General features: G+C 65.2%; 10 protein-coding genes. 7 read left to right on the top strand and 3 right to left on the bottom strand.

The window, feature by feature from the left end:
• Positions 1-302: 302 nt before the first annotated feature.
• Entirely contained in the window at positions 303-2,618 is a 2,316-nt protein-coding gene (bamA, locus tag WJ542_RS19780; RefSeq protein WP_411191139.1) for an outer membrane protein assembly factor BamA, read from the top strand.
• 131 nt (positions 2,619-2,749) lie between these two features.
• On the opposite strand, the gene WJ542_RS19775 is transcribed toward bamA, so the two are convergent.
• Entirely contained in the window at positions 2,750-3,700 is a 951-nt protein-coding gene (locus WJ542_RS19775) for a LysR substrate-binding domain-containing protein (RefSeq protein WP_411191138.1), read from the bottom strand.
• A 114-nt stretch (positions 3,701-3,814) separates the two neighbouring features.
• On the opposite strand from WJ542_RS19775, the gene WJ542_RS19770 reads away from it, so the two are divergent.
• The 5 genes from WJ542_RS19770 (at position 3,815) to WJ542_RS19750 (ending at position 12,162) form a co-directional block, all read left to right on the top strand.
• Positions 3,815-4,990: a M20 aminoacylase family protein gene (locus tag WJ542_RS19770; RefSeq protein WP_411191137.1), complete on the top strand. Its 1,176-nt coding sequence runs from the start codon at positions 3,815-3,817 to the stop codon at positions 4,988-4,990.
• Between the two features lie 168 nt (positions 4,991-5,158).
• Positions 5,159-5,518: a hypothetical protein gene (locus WJ542_RS19765; RefSeq protein ID WP_411191136.1), complete on the top strand. Its 360-nt coding sequence runs from the start codon at positions 5,159-5,161 to the stop codon at positions 5,516-5,518.
• Positions 5,519-5,898: 380 nt separating this feature from the next.
• Positions 5,899-7,509 carry an efflux RND transporter periplasmic adaptor subunit gene (locus WJ542_RS19760; protein WP_411191134.1) on the top strand — a complete coding sequence of 537 codons (1,611 nt, stop codon included), beginning with the start codon at positions 5,899-5,901 and terminating at the stop codon, positions 7,507-7,509.
• Positions 7,510-7,512: 3 nt separating this feature from the next.
• Positions 7,513-10,689: an efflux RND transporter permease subunit gene (locus WJ542_RS19755; RefSeq protein ID WP_411191133.1), complete on the top strand. Its 3,177-nt coding sequence runs from the start codon at positions 7,513-7,515 to the stop codon at positions 10,687-10,689.
• 3 nt (positions 10,690-10,692) lie between these two features.
• Complete coding sequence (locus tag WJ542_RS19750; protein ID WP_411191131.1) at positions 10,693-12,162, top strand: efflux transporter outer membrane subunit; 1,470 nt, start codon at positions 10,693-10,695, stop codon at positions 12,160-12,162.
• Between the two features lie 105 nt (positions 12,163-12,267).
• Here the strand turns inward: WJ542_RS19750 and WJ542_RS19745 are convergent, their stop codons facing one another.
• Both WJ542_RS19745 and WJ542_RS19740 read right to left on the bottom strand, forming a co-directional pair.
• A complete protein-coding gene (locus WJ542_RS19745; RefSeq protein ID WP_411191130.1) occupies positions 12,268-12,633 on the bottom strand; it encodes a hypothetical protein in 366 nt (121 codons plus the stop codon).
• A 346-nt stretch (positions 12,634-12,979) separates the two neighbouring features.
• Positions 12,980-14,371: a TIGR00366 family protein gene (locus WJ542_RS19740; RefSeq protein WP_411191129.1), complete on the bottom strand. Its 1,392-nt coding sequence runs from the start codon at positions 14,369-14,371 to the stop codon at positions 12,980-12,982.
• Between the two features lie 271 nt (positions 14,372-14,642).
• Between WJ542_RS19740 and WJ542_RS19735 the strand changes: the two genes are divergently transcribed.
• On the top strand, positions 14,643-16,655 hold the full coding sequence (locus WJ542_RS19735) for an enterotoxin (RefSeq protein ID WP_411191128.1): 2,013 nt from the start codon (positions 14,643-14,645) through the stop codon (positions 16,653-16,655).
• Positions 16,656-16,661 lie beyond the last annotated feature (6 nt).

Raw genomic sequence — 16,661 nt, 5'->3', positions numbered from 1 at the left:
TAGAGTCTGCGCTGCTTGCCCATAGCAGGTTCTGTTGCAGCCGGATTCCTTCTGTTAGAATCTTCGCGCAGGTAATCATGGTAGTCTGAGCGGCTTCGCGTGCAGGCCGCGCACATGACCGAAGTGCTCACGCTCGCGACGACGGGGCTCGCGATGGTTCTTCGTCCGGGCGGCATGAGCGTACGGTAAAATCCGGGCGGCGTGAACATGCAGTAAGACGCAGTGAACGCGCGACGCGCCGCGTCGTTCCGGCCGCGAACGGGTTCGCGGTTTTCTTGTTGGCCTTAAATACAAATTCCCGCATGACGGCTTCAACTACCACGGCGCGCTACACCCGCGCGCTGACCTTCGCCGGCCTCGGCCTCGTTGCCACCGCCGCGAGCGCCACCGAGCCTTTCGTGGTCCAGGACATCCGTATCGACGGGCTTTCGCGCATCGAGCCCGGCACGGTGTTCGCCTATCTGCCCATCAAGCAGGGCGATACCTTTACGGACGACAAGGCGTCGGACGCCATCCGCGCACTCTATGCGACGGGCTTCTTCAGCGATGTGCGGATCTCCACCGAAGGCGGCGTGGTCGTCGTGCAGGTGCAGGAGCGACCGGCCATCGGCACGATCGACTTCGCCGGCATCCACGAATTCGACAAGGACGCGCTCACCAAGGCGCTCAAGTCGGTGGGGCTTTCGCCGGGCCGCAGCTACGACAAGGCGCTCGTGGACCGCGCGGAGCAGGAGCTCAAGCGCCAGTACCTCACGCGCGGCTATTACGCGGCCGAGGTCACGACCACCGTCACGCCAATCGACCGCAACCGCGTCGGCCTGCTGTTTTCGGTGATCGAAGGGCCGAGCGCGAAGATCCGCCAGGTTAACTTCATCGGCAATCACGCGTTCAGCGAAGGCACGCTGCGCGACGAGATGCAGCTTTCCACGCCGAACTGGTTCTCGTGGTACACGAAGAACGACCTGTACTCGAAGGACAAGCTCACGGGCGACCTCGAGAACATTCGTACGTACTACCTGGACCGCGGCTACCTCGAGTTCAACATCGACTCGACCCAGGTGTCGCTCTCGCCCGACAAGAAGGACATGTATCTCACGATCGGGATCCATGAGGGCGAGCCGTACACGATTTCGGGCGTCTCGCTCGCGGGCAACCTGCTCAATCGCGAGGCGGAGCTCAAGAAGCTCATCACGATCAAGCCGGGCCAGCGCTTTTCGGCGGCCAAGCTGAAGGACACGACGAAGGCGCTCGTCGACAAGCTCGGCGAATACGGCTATGCATTCGCGACCGTCAACGCCGAGCCTCAGATCGACCAGCAGCATCACGTCGTGGCGCTCACGCTGCAGGTCGATCCGGGCCGCCGCGTGTACGTGCGTCAGGTGAACATCGCCGGCAATACGCGCACCCGCGACGAAGTGATCCGCCGCGAAATGCGCCAGCTCGAAAGCTCGTGGTTCGACTCGAGCCGGCTCGCGCTCTCGAAGGACCGTATCAACCGTCTTGGCTACTTCACCGACGTGGACGTGACCACGGTGCCGGTGGAGGGCACGCCGGACCAGGTGGACGTCGACGTGAAGGTGACCGAGAAGCCCACCGGCACGCTGTCTCTCGGCGTGGGCTACGGCTCGGGCGAAGGCCCGATCCTGTCGGCGGGTATTTCGCAGGACAACGTGTTCGGCTCGGGCAACAGCCTTTCGCTGAACGTGAACACGGCGACGACGTTCCGCACGCTGTCGGTGACCGAAGTCGATCCGTACTTTACGATCGACGGCATCAAGCGCATCACGGATGCCTACTACCGCACCACCGAGCCGCTGTACTACTCGAGCACGACCGACACGAGCTTCCGCATCATTTCGTACGGCGCGGACACGAAGTTCGGCATTCCGTTCTCCGAAACCGACATGGTGTACTTCGGTCTCGGCATCGAACAGGATCGTCTCGACATCGACTCCACGACGCCGCAGAGCTACATCGATTACGTGAACGATTTCGGCCGCGTGTCGAACATCGTGCCGCTGACGGTTGGCTGGTCGCGCGACAACCGCGACAGCGCATTGGTGCCGAGCAAGGGCTACTTCCTGCAGACCAACGCCGAGTACGGCACGCCGATCACGGGTGTCTCGTACTACAAGGCCGATATTCAGTCGCAGTACTACTATTCGTTCGCACGCGGCTTCGTGCTGGGCCTGAACTTCCAGGGCGGCTACGGCAACGGCCTCGAAGGCAAGCCGTACCCGATCTTCAAGAACTACTACGCGGGCGGTATCGGCTCGGTGCGTGGCTATGAACCGGGCTCCCTCGGTCCGCGCGACGTGAGCACGGGCGACCCGATCGGCGGTTCGAAGATGCTGGTGGGCAGCATTGAACTCACGTTCCCGCTGCCGGGCACGGGCTACGACCGCACGCTGCGCGTCTTCACCTTCGTGGACGGCGGTAACGTCTGGGGCGACGAAGGCACGAGTATCGGCGCGAACGGCCTGCGTTACAGCTATGGTATGGGTCTCGAGTGGATTTCGCCGATCGGCCCGCTCAAGCTCGACCTCGGCTTCCCGATCGTCAAGCACACGGGCGACCAGTACCAGAAGTTCCAGTTCCAGATCGGTACGTCGTTCTAAACGCACAGTTCCGGGGCCTGTCACTGGCGTGACGAGGCCCCGGATGCGTTGTTTCGTTGGTCTTCCTGTCTTTGCGGCGTTCGCCGCTACTCCCGCCGTTTTTTTCTTCCGGCTGGTTTCCCCGTCAATCTCTAGATCAGAAGCTCGAGCGAGTGATAGAGCCGTCGGCGCTCGGGATCGCGCGATGCCTCGCCCGAACGGATCGCCTCCTTCAGGCAGTCGAGGAAGCACTCTGCGGCGGCCGGAAGCGGCACGCCGCGCCGGGCTACCACGCTGACCACAGTGCGGTCCACTTCCTCCCGCAGTACGAGCGCTCGCAGGTTCTCGCGCGCGAAGCGCGTCTCCACGAGCGGCCACGGAAAAATGCTCACCATGTCGGTGTTCATGATGAGCCCCATGGCGACGATGAACGAATGCGCCAGATGGACCGTCTGCGGCAGCGGCAGGCCGTGGCGGCGGAAGACGTCGTCGGCGATCATGTCCTTGCTGCCCGGATCCCAGTTGAGCAGCCATTCGCAGTCCTGAAGTTCGGCCAGAGAATGCGCTTGTGCGAGCGGATGATCCTTGCGCACGACCACGGCGGATTCGGTCGCGAATATCGGTGTCTGCACGAACTCCGCATGCAGCGAGGCCGGCCCCGGCTTGCCTAGCGAGAAGTCCAGCGACCCGTCGCGCAGGCGCGGCATCACGATGTTCAGGAGGCCTTCATAAAACTCGAGCTGCATCCCGGGCATGCGCTTGCGAAAGAGCGTAACGGCGTCGGGCACGAAGGAGAGCGCAAGCCACGGCGTCACGCCGATCGACAGCTTGCCGCCGGCACGCCCGCGCCGCGCGTCGAGCTCGTCCTGGGCACGCGACATCTGCTGCACGATCAGCCGCGCGTGCACGAGCAGCGCCTGCCCCGCTTCGGTGAATGCAATGCCGTTCGCATTGCGCGTGACGAGCGCGATCTGCTGCTCGGCTTCCAGCTCGCGCACGGCCTTGGTGGCCGCAGCGGGCGAAATGCCGAGCTGGCGCGAGGCCGCGCGGATGCTGCCGGTATCGGCCATGGCGACGAGCGCCCTGAACTGGTGGAACTTCATGAGGGGAAACCCGGATGCCTACCTCTGGTTGGCGGGCCAACCATTGTAGATCTGTTGTCGAGTCGGGTGCGTCGTTATTCTGGGGTGCTACGGCAAGCCCATGGAAGACACGACATGAATACGATGACGATCCCGCCTGCAATTGCCGCGATCGAAGAAGAGATGATCGCGCTGCGCCACGCAATCCACGCCCATCCGGAACTTGGCTTCGAAGAGTTCGTGACGAGCGACCTCGTTGCGGCACGGCTCGCCGAGTGGGGCTACGAGGTGCATCGCGGGTTGGGCGGCACAGGCGTTGTCGGCACGCTGAAGATGGGCGACGGAGCGCGCCGGCTCGGCCTGCGTGCCGATATGGACGCGTTGCCGATCCTTGAGGCCACGGGGCTCGACTACGCGAGCCGCATTCCCGGCAAGATGCACGCTTGCGGACACGACGGTCATACGGCCATGCTGCTCGCGGCGGCGAAGCATCTCGCGCAGTCGCGTTCGTTCGACGGCACGCTGCACCTGATTTTCCAGCCGGCCGAAGAGGGCCTGGGCGGCGCTAAGCGCATGCTCGACGAAGGCCTCTTCGAGCGCTTTCCGTGCGATGCCGTTTTTGCCATGCACAACATGCCGGGGTTTCCAACCGGAAAACTGGGCTTTCGCGCGGGACCGTTCATGGCGTCGTCCGACACCGTGATCGTCGACGTCGACGGCCGGGGCGGGCATGGCGCCGTGCCGCACAAGGCGATCGATCCGGTCGTGGTGTGCGCGAGCATCGTGCTCGCGCTGCAGACGGTCGTGTCGCGCAACGTGCCGCCGCTCGACATGGCGATCGTGACCGTGGGCGCCATTCACGCGGGCGACGCGCCGAACGTGATTCCGCAGACCGCGCAGATGAAGCTTTCGGTGCGCGCGCTGCGCCCGGAGGTGCGCGATCTGCTGCAGGAGCGCATCACGGCGCTTGTGCACGCGCAGGCCGCCTCTTATGGCGCGACGGCGCGCATCGACTATCAGCGTCGCTATCCTGTGCTCGTGAACGACGCGCAGATGACCGCCTTCGCGCAGGAGGTCGCGCGCGAGTGGGTGGGCGAGGCGGGTCTGATCGAGGACATGGCGCCGCTCACCGGCAGCGAGGATTTTTCGTTCGTGCTGGAGCGTTGCCCGGGCAGCTATCTGATCATCGGCAACGGAGACGGCGAGGGCGGCTGCATGGTGCACAACCCCGGCTACGATTTCAACGACGACTGCCTCGCGGCGGGCGCGGCGTACTGGGTGAAGCTCGCCCAACGGTTCTTGCGCGCCTGAGGCGCGAAGCCGTGCTGGCGCGGCTGATCCAGATCTGAGCGTCGGGCGCTACACGATTTTGCCGCCCGCACGGCGAGTCTTTACGGGTTCTTTGCACGCGGCTTCGTAGAATCGGTTTCATGTTCAACAGTACGCGCGCCGTCCTCCGTCGTGGTGCGCACGCAGACGATGCAAACCCTCCCCATACGTCAGACCGTCAAGGCCGTCTCGAAGTCCGCGTTTCAATCGATTGCCTCTCCCCTCGCGAAAGCTCCCGCACGCGCGAGCCGGCATGCGGCAGCCGCTCGCGTCAGCGTGCAGATGGTCGTGCGCGTAGCGCCGCGCGATGCCGAAACGGCGCGCCGCGCGTTGCATCGCATGCTGGGTAGCGCGTTAGGTATCCATACCATCGACATCGACCGACGCCGCGATCTGGCCTGCCTGCATATCGAACTCGAACGCACGCGCGTGAGCGAGGCGATGGCCGTTCTGATCCGCACGGTCACCAGCGCCGAGTTCGGCACCATTCGTCTGCTGGAAAGACCCTAGCACGCGACGCGAGCGGCTTGCCGCGCATCCCTTGTTCTCCACACCGTCGCCAATCGGTCGTTTCGGAAATTAAAACGATGCAGCCCATTGTTTTGATGGGCTGTGAATAGTTGACCGAAACGCGCGCACAGGTTGGCAAACACGTTCTGCGTCGCCCGGAAAAACAGTAGTATCTGAGCGAGCGCCAAGGACGCGGTTTGCCTTCGGGTCGTCCCGAAGTCTGCCTTGGTTCGTCGGTCCAGCGTAGATCGTCGGCTACGGAGAACAGCATGACATGCGGAATTCGGGTTGTCCGGTTGTGCCTGTCGTTGGGGTTGCTGGCTGCAGTCGTTGCTTGCCATGACAATAAGCCCGCCGCGTCGGCGCCACCGCCCGCCAACGTGGATGTCATCGACGTCGCCCTGCGCGACGTGCCGGTGGTTTTCGACTACGTCGGCCAGACCGAAAGCTCGCAGCAGGTCGAGATCCGGGCTCGCGTGAACGGCTTCCTCGAGAAGCGCGTCTATCAGGAAGGCTCGCTCGTCCATGAAGGCGACGTCATGTTCGTCATGGACAAGAAGCCGTTCCAGGCCGCGCTCGATGCCGCGCAGGCCGAATACGCGCAGCAGAAGGCACGGCTCGACACGGCGCAGGCGAACCTGAACCGCGTGCGCCCGCTCGCGGCGAAGAGCGCGCTGAGCCAGAAAGATCTCGACGATTCGATCGGCCAGCAGCAGGCCGCCGCCGCCGCGCTCGATCAGGCGCGCGCGAACGTGCTGAGCGCGAGCCTGAACCTCGGCTATACGACCATCACCGCGCCGGTAACGGGGCTTTCGAGCTTCGCGAAGAAGCAGGACGGCACGTATATCGACGCCGCCAACAGCCTGCTGACTTACGTGGCGAAGCTCGACCCCATGTGGATCAACTTCTCGCTCTCCGAGAGCGAGTTGCTCGATCTGCGTGCGCAGACGGGCAACGGCACACTCAGGCTGCCGGAGCGCGGCAAGCTGGAGGCCGTCATCGTGCTTGCCGACGGCAGCATCTACCCGCAGCGCGGTCATATCGCGTTCACCGATGCCGCGCTCAGCACGGAAACCGGCACCTATCTGATCCGCGCGGCCGTGTCGAACGCAGACGGCGCGTTGCGGCCGGGCCAGTTCGTGCGGATCAAGCTCGTGGGCGCGGTCCGTCCGAACGCGATTGCCGTGCCGCAGGATGCGGTGCAGCAGGGCGCGCGCGGCGAATTCGTCTGGACCGTGGATGCGCAGGGCAAGGCCCAGCAGCGCGCGGTCGAGACCGGCGAGTGGAACGGCAACGACTGGGTCATCAAAGCGGGCCTGCATCCGGGCGACAAGGTCATTCTCGACAACACGCTGCGCCTCATGCCGGGTGCGCCTCTCAATGTGCATCTCGTGCCGGCGCCCGCGCCGAGCGTCAACGTGGCGGCCCAGGGTACGGCGCCGGACGACACGGCAGGCGGCAATGCCGCGGCGCCAGGGGCCGCGAGCGGGGCGGGTGCCGCGGGTGCACAGGGTGCGGCGGCCGGCGCCAACGTCGGGTCCAACGCCGGGTCCAACGGCAGCGGCAGTGCTAACGCCAATGCGGCAAGCAGTACGAACGTTGCGAATAGCACAAACGGCACGAGCGGTTCGAACAGCACGAATCTCTCCGCCGTGCCTGCTAGCGGCGAACTCACCTCGCTTTACTTCGCACCCGGCAGTTCCAGTCTCGACGCGCAGTCGGCCGAGGCGCTCGCGGCGGTTGCGAAGCAGCTCGTTGCGTCTCCCGGCGCGCGTGTCGTGATCTCCGGCTACACCGACCCGAGCGGCTCGCTCGCCGAAAACGAACGCCTCGCCAAAGCACGCGCGGCAACGGTGCGAGCCGCGCTGATCGTCGCGGGCGTGGAGAATGCCCGCATCGAGATGCGCAAGCCCGCGAAGATCGTGGCCAACGATGCCCCCGACAAGTCTCGCCGCGTCGACGTGACGCTCACCCAGGCGACGGGAGGCTGATCGATGAAGTTCTCCCACTTCTTCATTGACCGGCCCATTTTTGCGTCGGTCATATCGATCATCCTCGTTGTCGCGGGGCTCGTGGCGATGTTCAATCTGCCGATCGCGCAGTTCCCCGACATCGCGCCGCCGCAGATCACCGTGAGCGCGACGTATCCGGGTGCGAGTGCCGAGGTCGTCGCGCAGAACGTGGCCGCGCCGATCGAGCAGCAGGTGAACGGCGCCGACAACATGATGTATATGAACTCGTCGAGTTCCTCGACGGGCAATATGACGCTCACGGTGTACTTCAACATCGGCACCGACCCGTCGCTCGCGCAAGTGGACGTGCAGAACCGCGTGAACCTCGCGCTGCCCACGCTGCCCGACGCGGTGACGGCGCAAGGCGTTTCGGTTCAGAAGCGTTCGTCGGCGTTCATGATGGTGATCGCAATCTATTCGCCCGATAACGCCTACGATCAGGCCTACGTGGCGAATTACGCGAACGTGTACGTGCTCGATGCGCTCAAGCGCATTCCGGGCGCGAACCAGGCCGCAATCTTCGGTTCTGCAGACTATGCCATGCGTATCTGGCTCAAGCCCGACCGCATGGCCAAGCTCGGCATCACCGTCTCCGACGTGCAGAATGCCATCAGCGCGCAGAACCAGCAGTTCTCGGCGGGGCGGCTTGGCCAGTCGCCCACCAACGGTCCGGTGCAGCAGACCTTCCCGGTGGCGACCAAGGGGCGCCTCACCGAGCCGGCCGACTTCGACAACATCATCCTGCGCGCAAGCTCCGACAACGCGGCGATCGTGCGCATCAAGGACATCGGCCATGCCGAACTGGCGGCCAAGGACTACTCGCTGCGCGGGCGCTACAACGGCAAGACGGCCACGCTCCTCGCCGTCTATCAGCAGCCGGGCGCGAACGCGCTGCAGGTGGCCAAACAGGTGCGCGAGACGCTCGAACAACTGAAGAAGAGCTTCCCGCCGGGCCTCAAGTACGAGGTCGCGCTCGACACGACCGAGTTCGTGCGCGAGTCGATCGGCGAGGTCGTGCACACGTTGCGCGACGCGGTGATCCTCGTGATTCTCGTGGTGTTCATCTTCCTGCAGAGTTTCCGCGCGACGCTCGTGCCGATTCTTGCCGTGCCGGTGTCGATCATCGGCGCGTTCATCGGCATGATGGCATTCGGTTTTTCGGTCAACATGCTGACCTTGTTCGGCATGGTGCTCGCCATCGGTATCGTGGTGGACGACGCGATCGTGGTGATCGAGAACGTCGAGCGCAACATGACCGAATTCAAGCTGCCGCCGAAGGAAGCCGCCAAGCGCGCGATGGACGAGGTGAGCGGGCCGGTGGTGGCTATCGTACTCGTGCTGCTGGCGGTGTTCATTCCGGTGGCGTTCCTCTCGGGCATTACGGGCCAGCTCTACAAGCAGTTCGCCGTGACGATTGCGGTGTCGGTGGTGCTTTCGGGTATCTGCGCGCTGACGCTGTCGCCGGCGCTCGCCGCCATCCTGCTCAAGCCGGGCGAGCACAGGAAGAATCGCTTCTTCACCTGGTTCAACGAAAAGTTCGAAGAGCTCACCGCGGGCTACGGCAGGGGCGTGCAAAGCGCGATCCGGCGTGTAATGCTCTCCATCGGCCTGATCCTGGTGATGGTGCTCGCCACCGGTGGCCTCTTCAAGCACATCCCCACGTCGTTCGTGCCGGTGGAAGACCAGGGCTATCTGCTCGGCGCGGTCGTGCTGCCCGACGCGGCGAGCCTCGACCGCACGGGCGACCTTTCGAAGAAGGCGGAAGACTGGTTCGCGAAGCAGCCCGCCGTGAAATCGGTAGCGGCGCCGATCGGCTACAGCCTGATCGATTCGCAGTACAAGTCGAATGCGGGCACGCTCTTCATTACGCTCAAGGGCTTTGGCGATCGCGGCAAGGACGGCACCGCACAGGACCTGATTCGCGACGCGAGCAAAGCGTTCTCGGGCTTCAAGGACGGTGTGGTCGTGCCGCTCAATCCGCCTTCGATTCCTGGTCTCGGCACGACAGGCGGCTTCGAGTTCTGGCTGCAGAGCACCGGTGACGGTACTTATCAGCAGCTCGAAGGCAAGGTGCGCGAGATGATCGCGAAAGCGCGCCAGAATCCGGCATTGCGCGGGGTGAATTCCACGATCAATACGCGTTCGCGCCAGTTGCTCGTGGAAGTGGACCGCGAGCGCTGCGAAACCTTGGGCGTGCCGGTTCAGGACGTCTATTCGGCACTGCAGACGATGTTCGGTTCGTCGTACGTGAGCCAGTTTCCGAAGGGTAGCCGTCTCTTCCAGGTGATCGTGCAGGCGGAGCCGCAATACCGCACGCAACCCGACGACATCCAGCAGCTCTACGTACGCAACATGAGCGGCCAGATGGTGCCGATCAAGGCCGTGACGACGTTCCGGTTCGTACCGGGTTCGGACATCGTGAACCGCTTCAACAATTTCCCGGCGGCGAAGATCACGGGAGATGCCGCGCCGGGCCACAGCTCGGGCGAAGCGATCGCGGCGATGGAGGAAATCGCGCGGGAGACGTTGGGCGAGGGCTACAGCTATGAATGGAGCGGTCAGGCCTACGAAGAGAAGAAGGCCGGCTCGACCGCGGGCATGGTGTTCGCGTTCGCGCTGCTGATGGTGTTCCTGATTCTCGCGGCGCAGTACGAAAAGTGGTCGCTGCCGATCGGCGTGCTGCTCGCCGTGCCCTTCGCGATCTTCGGTGCGCTGGTGGGCATTCTCATACGCGGCATGGAAGACGACGTGTACTTCCAGATCGGCCTGACCGTGCTGATCGCCCTGGCGGCGAAGAACGCGATCCTGATCTTCGAGTTCGCCGTGGAGATGCGCGAGAAGGAAAACATGACGCCCTACGATGCCGCGCTGGCCGCCGCGAAGCTGCGGTTGCGTCCGATCATCATGACCTCGCTCGCGTTCATCCTGGGCTGCGTGCCGCTCGCTATCGCGAGCGGGGCGTCGGCGGCGAGCCGCCGCTCGCTGGGTACGGGTGTGATCTTCGGCATGCTCGGCGCTACGCTGATCGCACTCTTCTTCATTCCGATGTTCTTCTGGGGGCTGGAGACGCTATCCTCGCGCAGCAAGGCGAAGGCTGGACCCGCCGCACCGCCTCCCGCGGCGCTGCCGCCCGCCGCTCCTCCTTCGCAGGAGGGCTGAACGATGAAGCCCGCCATCACCCGAAGCGTCGGTCCGCTCGTTCTGACCGCTTGCTGTGCGTGGCTCGCGGCCTGTACCGTGGGGCCCGACTATCATCGTCCGAGCGTCGATACGCCGTCCACGTTCCGGTTTGCCGCGTCCAATGCCGAAGTCGTGGATACCTCCCTCGACTGGTGGAAACAGTTCAACGATCCCGTGCTCGACGATCTCATCGTGAAGGCGCTCGCACAGAACCAGGATCTGGGCATCGCGGCGGCGCGCGTGGAGGAGTACTACGGAAGCTATGTCGTCACGCGTGCGGGGCTCTTCCCGCAGGTGGGCGCGAATTTCGGCGCCTCGCGCAGCCGTGGCGTGCTGGCGCCGGGCTATCCGCCGGTGGTCGGCAATCAGGTGCAACTGGAAGGCACGGTGTCGTGGGAACTCGATCTGTTCGGACGTCTCAGGCGTTTGACCGAAGCGGCGCGCGCGAACTATCTGGGCACCCAGGCCGCGCAGGAGGCCACGCGCATCGCATTGATCGCGAACGTCGCCACGGCCTACCTGCAACTGCGCGACTACGACAATCAGCTCCTCATTGCGCAGGAGACACTCAAGAGCCGCGACGACGCTGTGCATCTTTTCGAGGAGCGCTTCGGCGGCGGCGTGGTGTCGAAGCTGCAACTGAGCCAGGCGCGTTCGGAATACGAATCGGCGCTGGCTTCGGTCCATTCGATCCAGCAGCAGATTTCGCAGCAGGAAGACGCGATCTCGCTCCTGCTCGGGCAGAATCCGGCCCCGATTCCGCGCGGCAAGCCGATCACGGAGCTTACGGCGCCGGCGATTCCGGCGGGACTGCCTTCGTCGTTGCTCGAGCGGCGGCCTGACGTCCTGCAGGCCGAGCAGACGCTCATCGCGGCGAATGCATCGATAGGCGCGGCGCGCGCGCAATACTTCCCGGATATCTCGCTCACGGGTCTTTTTGGTGCGGCCAGCACGGCGCTTACGGGGCTGTGGACGGGGCCGGCGCGGGTGTGGTCGTTCGCGGGCTCGATTACGCAGCCGATCTTCGAGGGCGGTGCGATCTGGGGTTCGGTGCATGAAGCCGAAGCGGTGCACCAGGAGGCGCTGCTCAGTTATCAGCAGACCATCCAGCAGGCATTTGCCGACGTCGAGAATGCGCTGGTGGGCATTACCCAGACGCGCGAACAACTGCAGGCGACCACGCGCGAGGTGGCTGCGCTTTCGGACTACACGTCGCTATCGCGCGATCTGTTCGAGGGCGGGTACACGAGCTATCTGGAAGTGCTCGATGCCGAACGCAGTCTCTTTACCGCGCAGCTTCAGCAATCGGCGCTGCAGGATCAGGAACTCGCGCAGATTGTCGCCTTGTACAAGGCGCTGGGTTACGGCTGGACGCCGGCCGTCGATGCAAAGGCCAATACGGGCCAGCCGGGGCCGGCGGCTCCGGCTGCCGCGAGCGCGGCACAGTCATAGCAGGGAACGATCGCGGCTGGGCGTGCTGGGACCTGGCTGTGTCTGCTCGTGCCCTTTCCCCAGCCGGTTTTCGCCTGGCGCGCGCGATCAGGACGCAGTCACCGCTTAATCGGCGGGGCGCCGGTCGGCCAGCGCGCGCTCGCAGTCGGCCAGCACCTGGAGGACGAGCTTGGCCTGGTAATTGAGGTCGTCGGTATCGAGAATTTCTTCGACGGCGTCGCGCGCCCAGGCGGCGTCGACGAACCACGCGTGTTGCTGCGCAATGCCCTGCGCGAGCGCGGTGAGCTTCGCGATGGCGAGCCAGTCGGCTTCGCGGCTGTGGCGGTCCAGCCACTTGTGCGCAGCCTGGACGTGGAAAGCCGCATTCGGCCAGGCTTCGTTGAGGTAGTACGCTCCGAGGCTCCCGCAGGTGAGCCAGCAGAGCAGTTCCACGCGGTCGCGCGGACTCAGGTATTGGCGTACATCACTCATGGCGACGCTCGCGAAAGTAACAGCGGTCGATGGACGGGCAAGCCAGAACGTTCGACTCCGACGATTGAACGATACCACGTCGCGCGCAAAAATTCCGCCCCCCGAATGGCGGCGCAAACGCGGGTGGCAGGAATAGCGTCGCCTGGCTCGCGTGTGCGCGCCAATCAGGACTGACACCAGGAACGGGCGCGCCGCGGAGCCCGTGTCATGCGCGGCGAATTGCCAGGGAGGCCGAATGACTACCGGGGAGCGGTAGCTTGCCGGGCGGCCTGCCGTTTCACTGCTGTTTCAGCCAGGCAGGCCCGCCGTGGTTGCACCGCAGCACGAGCCCGGCTTCGGGGCTCGATCAGGGCACGAGCCAGAGCGCGGCCGCGTAGATCACGAGCGACACGGCAAACGTGACAGCCGTGTAGCCCATCACGCGCTGAATGCGGATGCCCGCGATGGCGACGATGGGCACGGCCCAGAACGGCTGCAGCATGTTCGAGACGTTCTCGGCCATCGCGACGGCCATCGCCGTGCGCGGCACGGAGGCATGCAGGCTCAGCGCGGCCGGCAGCACGAACGGTCCCTGCACGGCCCAGTGGCCCCCCGCGCTCGGCACGAGCAGCGTGATGATGAGCGAACTCAGATAGCTCCACAGCGGCAGCGAGAGCGGTGTAGCGATGGTGACGAACGCTTTGGCGATCATCGAGGCGAGTCCCGTGCCCTTCATGATGCCCATGATGCCGCCATAGACCGGGTACTGCAGCAGCATCGAGCCGGTCTGCCGCGCCGCGCCGCGAATGGCGTTCGCGTAGGCGATCGGTGTGCGCTGCAGCGCGAGGCCGATCAGCAGGAAGATCAGGATCGTTGTGTTGATGTCGAGATCGAAGCCTTTTTCGCTCCACTCCATCACGAGATAGCCCACGCCGAGCACGAGCAGAACGAGCGTGCCGAGCATCGATTGTTCGAGGCGCGTCGCGAGCGAGGGCGTGTTGCCGCTTTTCGCGTGCGGGTCGTCGTTGCCCGCATCGCTTTCGGCTTCGGCCGTCTGCTGGAACGAGACGACCTGGTCCGCCTGCGGATGCATGCGGATGAAGATGAACGTCATCACGACCACCACGAGCACGGTGGGGATGAACACGAACGGCGCGAAGATCGTGGCGGAAAGCGGCACGACCTGGCCCGTCGCTTTCTCGACGAGATTGAGCGCATTGCCGTGCGAGGCCTGGGAGAGCGCGATCGAGCTGGACAGGCCGCTGTTGCAGATCGACCAGGCCGAGTAGCTGCCGGCGACGAGCCACGCGAAATCCACATGTACGCGCCGCGCGATCTCGCGCGAGAGCAGCGCGCCCACGATCAGGCCGAGCCCCCAGTTGAGCCATGCCGCCACGGCGACCACCGGAAACACCAGCAGCGCGGCGCGCGCGGGAGTCTGGGCCCGGGACGCAAGCGCGCGCAGACCGCGCTGCACGACAGGCGCGTTGGCGATCGCGTAGCCCGTGGCGAGGATCAGGATCATCTGCAGTGCGAAACCGAGGATGCCGAAGGTGCCGGTGTACCAGGCGTCGAGCAGCGTCGGCACGTTGCCGTGCGGTGCGACGGCGAGCGCCAGCAGCGCGACGAGCAGCGTGAGGCCGACCGATAGCACGAACGGGTCGGGCATGACCCGCTCGAAGAGGTAGACGAGGGCGGCGACGATGCCGCGGCCGCCGGTGGACGGCGTGTTGGGGGTGGAATAGCTGTCTCGTTTCATGCTTGTGTTCTGGTCGCGTGCGGCGACGGGTTGGCCACGGCGCAGCGGTTCATGTCGTGCCTTCGCGGGGGGAAGACGGCCTGCTTTTTTATCGAATGTTCGAAATTAGAACATCGTTTCGTTAATCGAACCGCGCAATGTTCGTCGCCTGCCTGAAGGATGTCAAGATCGTAACGCAATGAGCCGGGAGGTTGGCTGCGGTTTCCTGTGCGATGAAAACGAAAGCATTGTGAAAGACATGTGGCCGACGCTTCCTGACGGCGCCGGCGCGATGTATGTTCGTAAGCTCGCGTCGCGCTTCGATCGGGAGGTCGAGTTCATGCTGACGAAAGACGAAGCGGCGCTGGTGGAGCCCGGGGCGGCTGGATTCGATCAGAACGGCGAGGGCCTGGCGTTCGGCAACGCCGCCGTGGCGTTGACCTGGCGAGTCGAGAACGGACGCGCCGGCGCGTTCGCGCTGATCGATCGTGCCCATGGGCGTACCGTGCCGCTCGTCGCGGCGTTCCAGTTGACGTTTGCCGACGGTGCCACGGTCGGCTTCGCCGATCTCGATCTGCTCGACGGCTATCGCGCGGTGCCACTGGCGGCAGATGCGGGTGCCACGCGGTTGGAAGCGCGCAAGCCGGGCTTGCGCGTGAGCGCGACGCTCGTCGATGCTACGCGTCGCCTGCAGATCGGGTGGCATGCGGAACAGCGCGACGGCGAAGCCTGGCTGCGCATGAGCCTCGAAATCACGGCCCTTGCGAGCGACGCGTCTCTGGCGGCCGTGACGATGCTGCACGCCGAAGCGCCGCAGGCGCGCGTGTGCGGCGTTCATGCGGGCGTGCCGGTTGTCGTGGGCGATCTCTATCTGGGCATCGAAAGCCCGCTTGCGCAGGCAGAGACTGCCGACGCGGGCACGCGCTTCACGCTGAGGCGCGCATTGCCGCTGTCGCGCGGCAAGCACATCGTACTTTCAGCCGTCGTGGGCGTGGCGCGCGCAGGGCAGTTGCGGCGCGATTTCGCACGCTACCTCGAAGCCACGCGTGCCCGGCCGTATGCCCCCTTCCTGCACTACAACTCCTGGTACGACATCGGCTATCTCACGCCCTATACGCAGGGGGAGGCGCTCGATCGCATCGCGGCCGTGGGCCGCGAACTCCATGAGCGCCGTGGCGTGCAAATCGATTCGTTTCTCTTCGACGACGGCTGGGACGATCTTGGCGGCGACTGGCGCTTCAGCGCGGCGTTTCCCGAGGGCTTCGTGCCGCTGCGCGATGCGGCCGCGCGTTTCGGCGCGGCGCCGGGCGTCTGGCTCTCGCCGTGGGGCGGCTATTGCGAGCCGCGCGAGACACGCGTCGCGCACGGTCGCGCGCTCGGCTACGAAACGGTCGGGAACGGCTTCGCGCTCTCAGGTCCGCGCTATTACCGGCGCTTTTGCGAGGTCGTCATGGACCTGCTGGAGAGGCAGGGCGTGAACCACTTCAAGTTCGACGGCACGGGCAACGCCGATTGCGTCGTACCGGACAGTGCCTTCGACAGCGACTGGGACGCGGCGATTCACCTGATCGATGCGATTCGCGCGGTGCGGCCCGCCACGTTCGTCAATCTCTCGACCGGCACGGTGCCGTCGCCGTTCTGGTTGCGCCACGTCGATTCGGTCTGGCGCGGCGGTGCCGACAATGGCGAAGCCGGCGCAGGCAACGCGCGCGAGCGCTGGATCACGTATCGCGATGCCCAGACCTGGCATAACGTCGTGCGCGCAAGTCCGCTTTTTCCGCTGAACTCGCTGATGCTGCACGGCGTGATCTTCGCGCAGAGGAATGCGCGGCTGAACCGGCGCGAGGGGGAGGCGTTCCGCCATGAAGTGCGCTCGTATTTCGCGAGCGGGACGCAATTGCAGGAGCTCTATATCACGCCCGCACTGCTCGATGCCGACGACTGGGACGTGCTCGCGGCCGCGGCGCGCTGGTCGCGCTCGCGGGCGCGGGTCCTGCGCGACACTCACTGGGTGGGCGGCGCGCCCGATGCGCTTGAAGTCTACGGCTGGGCTGCGTGGACGGAGACGGCTGCCATCGTCGCGCTGCGCAATCCGCACGAGCGCGCGCAGACCTTCGTTCTCGATCTGCGGCGCGAGCTGGCCTTGCCGGCGTGCGCGCCGAGCCAATTCGCGGTGCGCGATCCGTGGGGCTCGCACGCGGGCGACCTGCCTGCGCAGCTCGACGCCGACCGTCCGCAGGCCGTGCGGCTCGCGCCGTTCGAAGTGCTGGTACTGGAGCTACAGGCGCGGGCCTCCACGGGCTGAAGCGAC

The sequence above is a fragment of the Paraburkholderia yinzeri genome, assembly GCF_046581065.1.
Classification (GTDB): domain Bacteria; phylum Pseudomonadota; class Gammaproteobacteria; order Burkholderiales; family Burkholderiaceae; genus Paraburkholderia.
The sequence above is the reverse complement of the archived record's forward strand: the minus strand, read 5'-3'. Positions and strand labels throughout refer to the sequence as shown.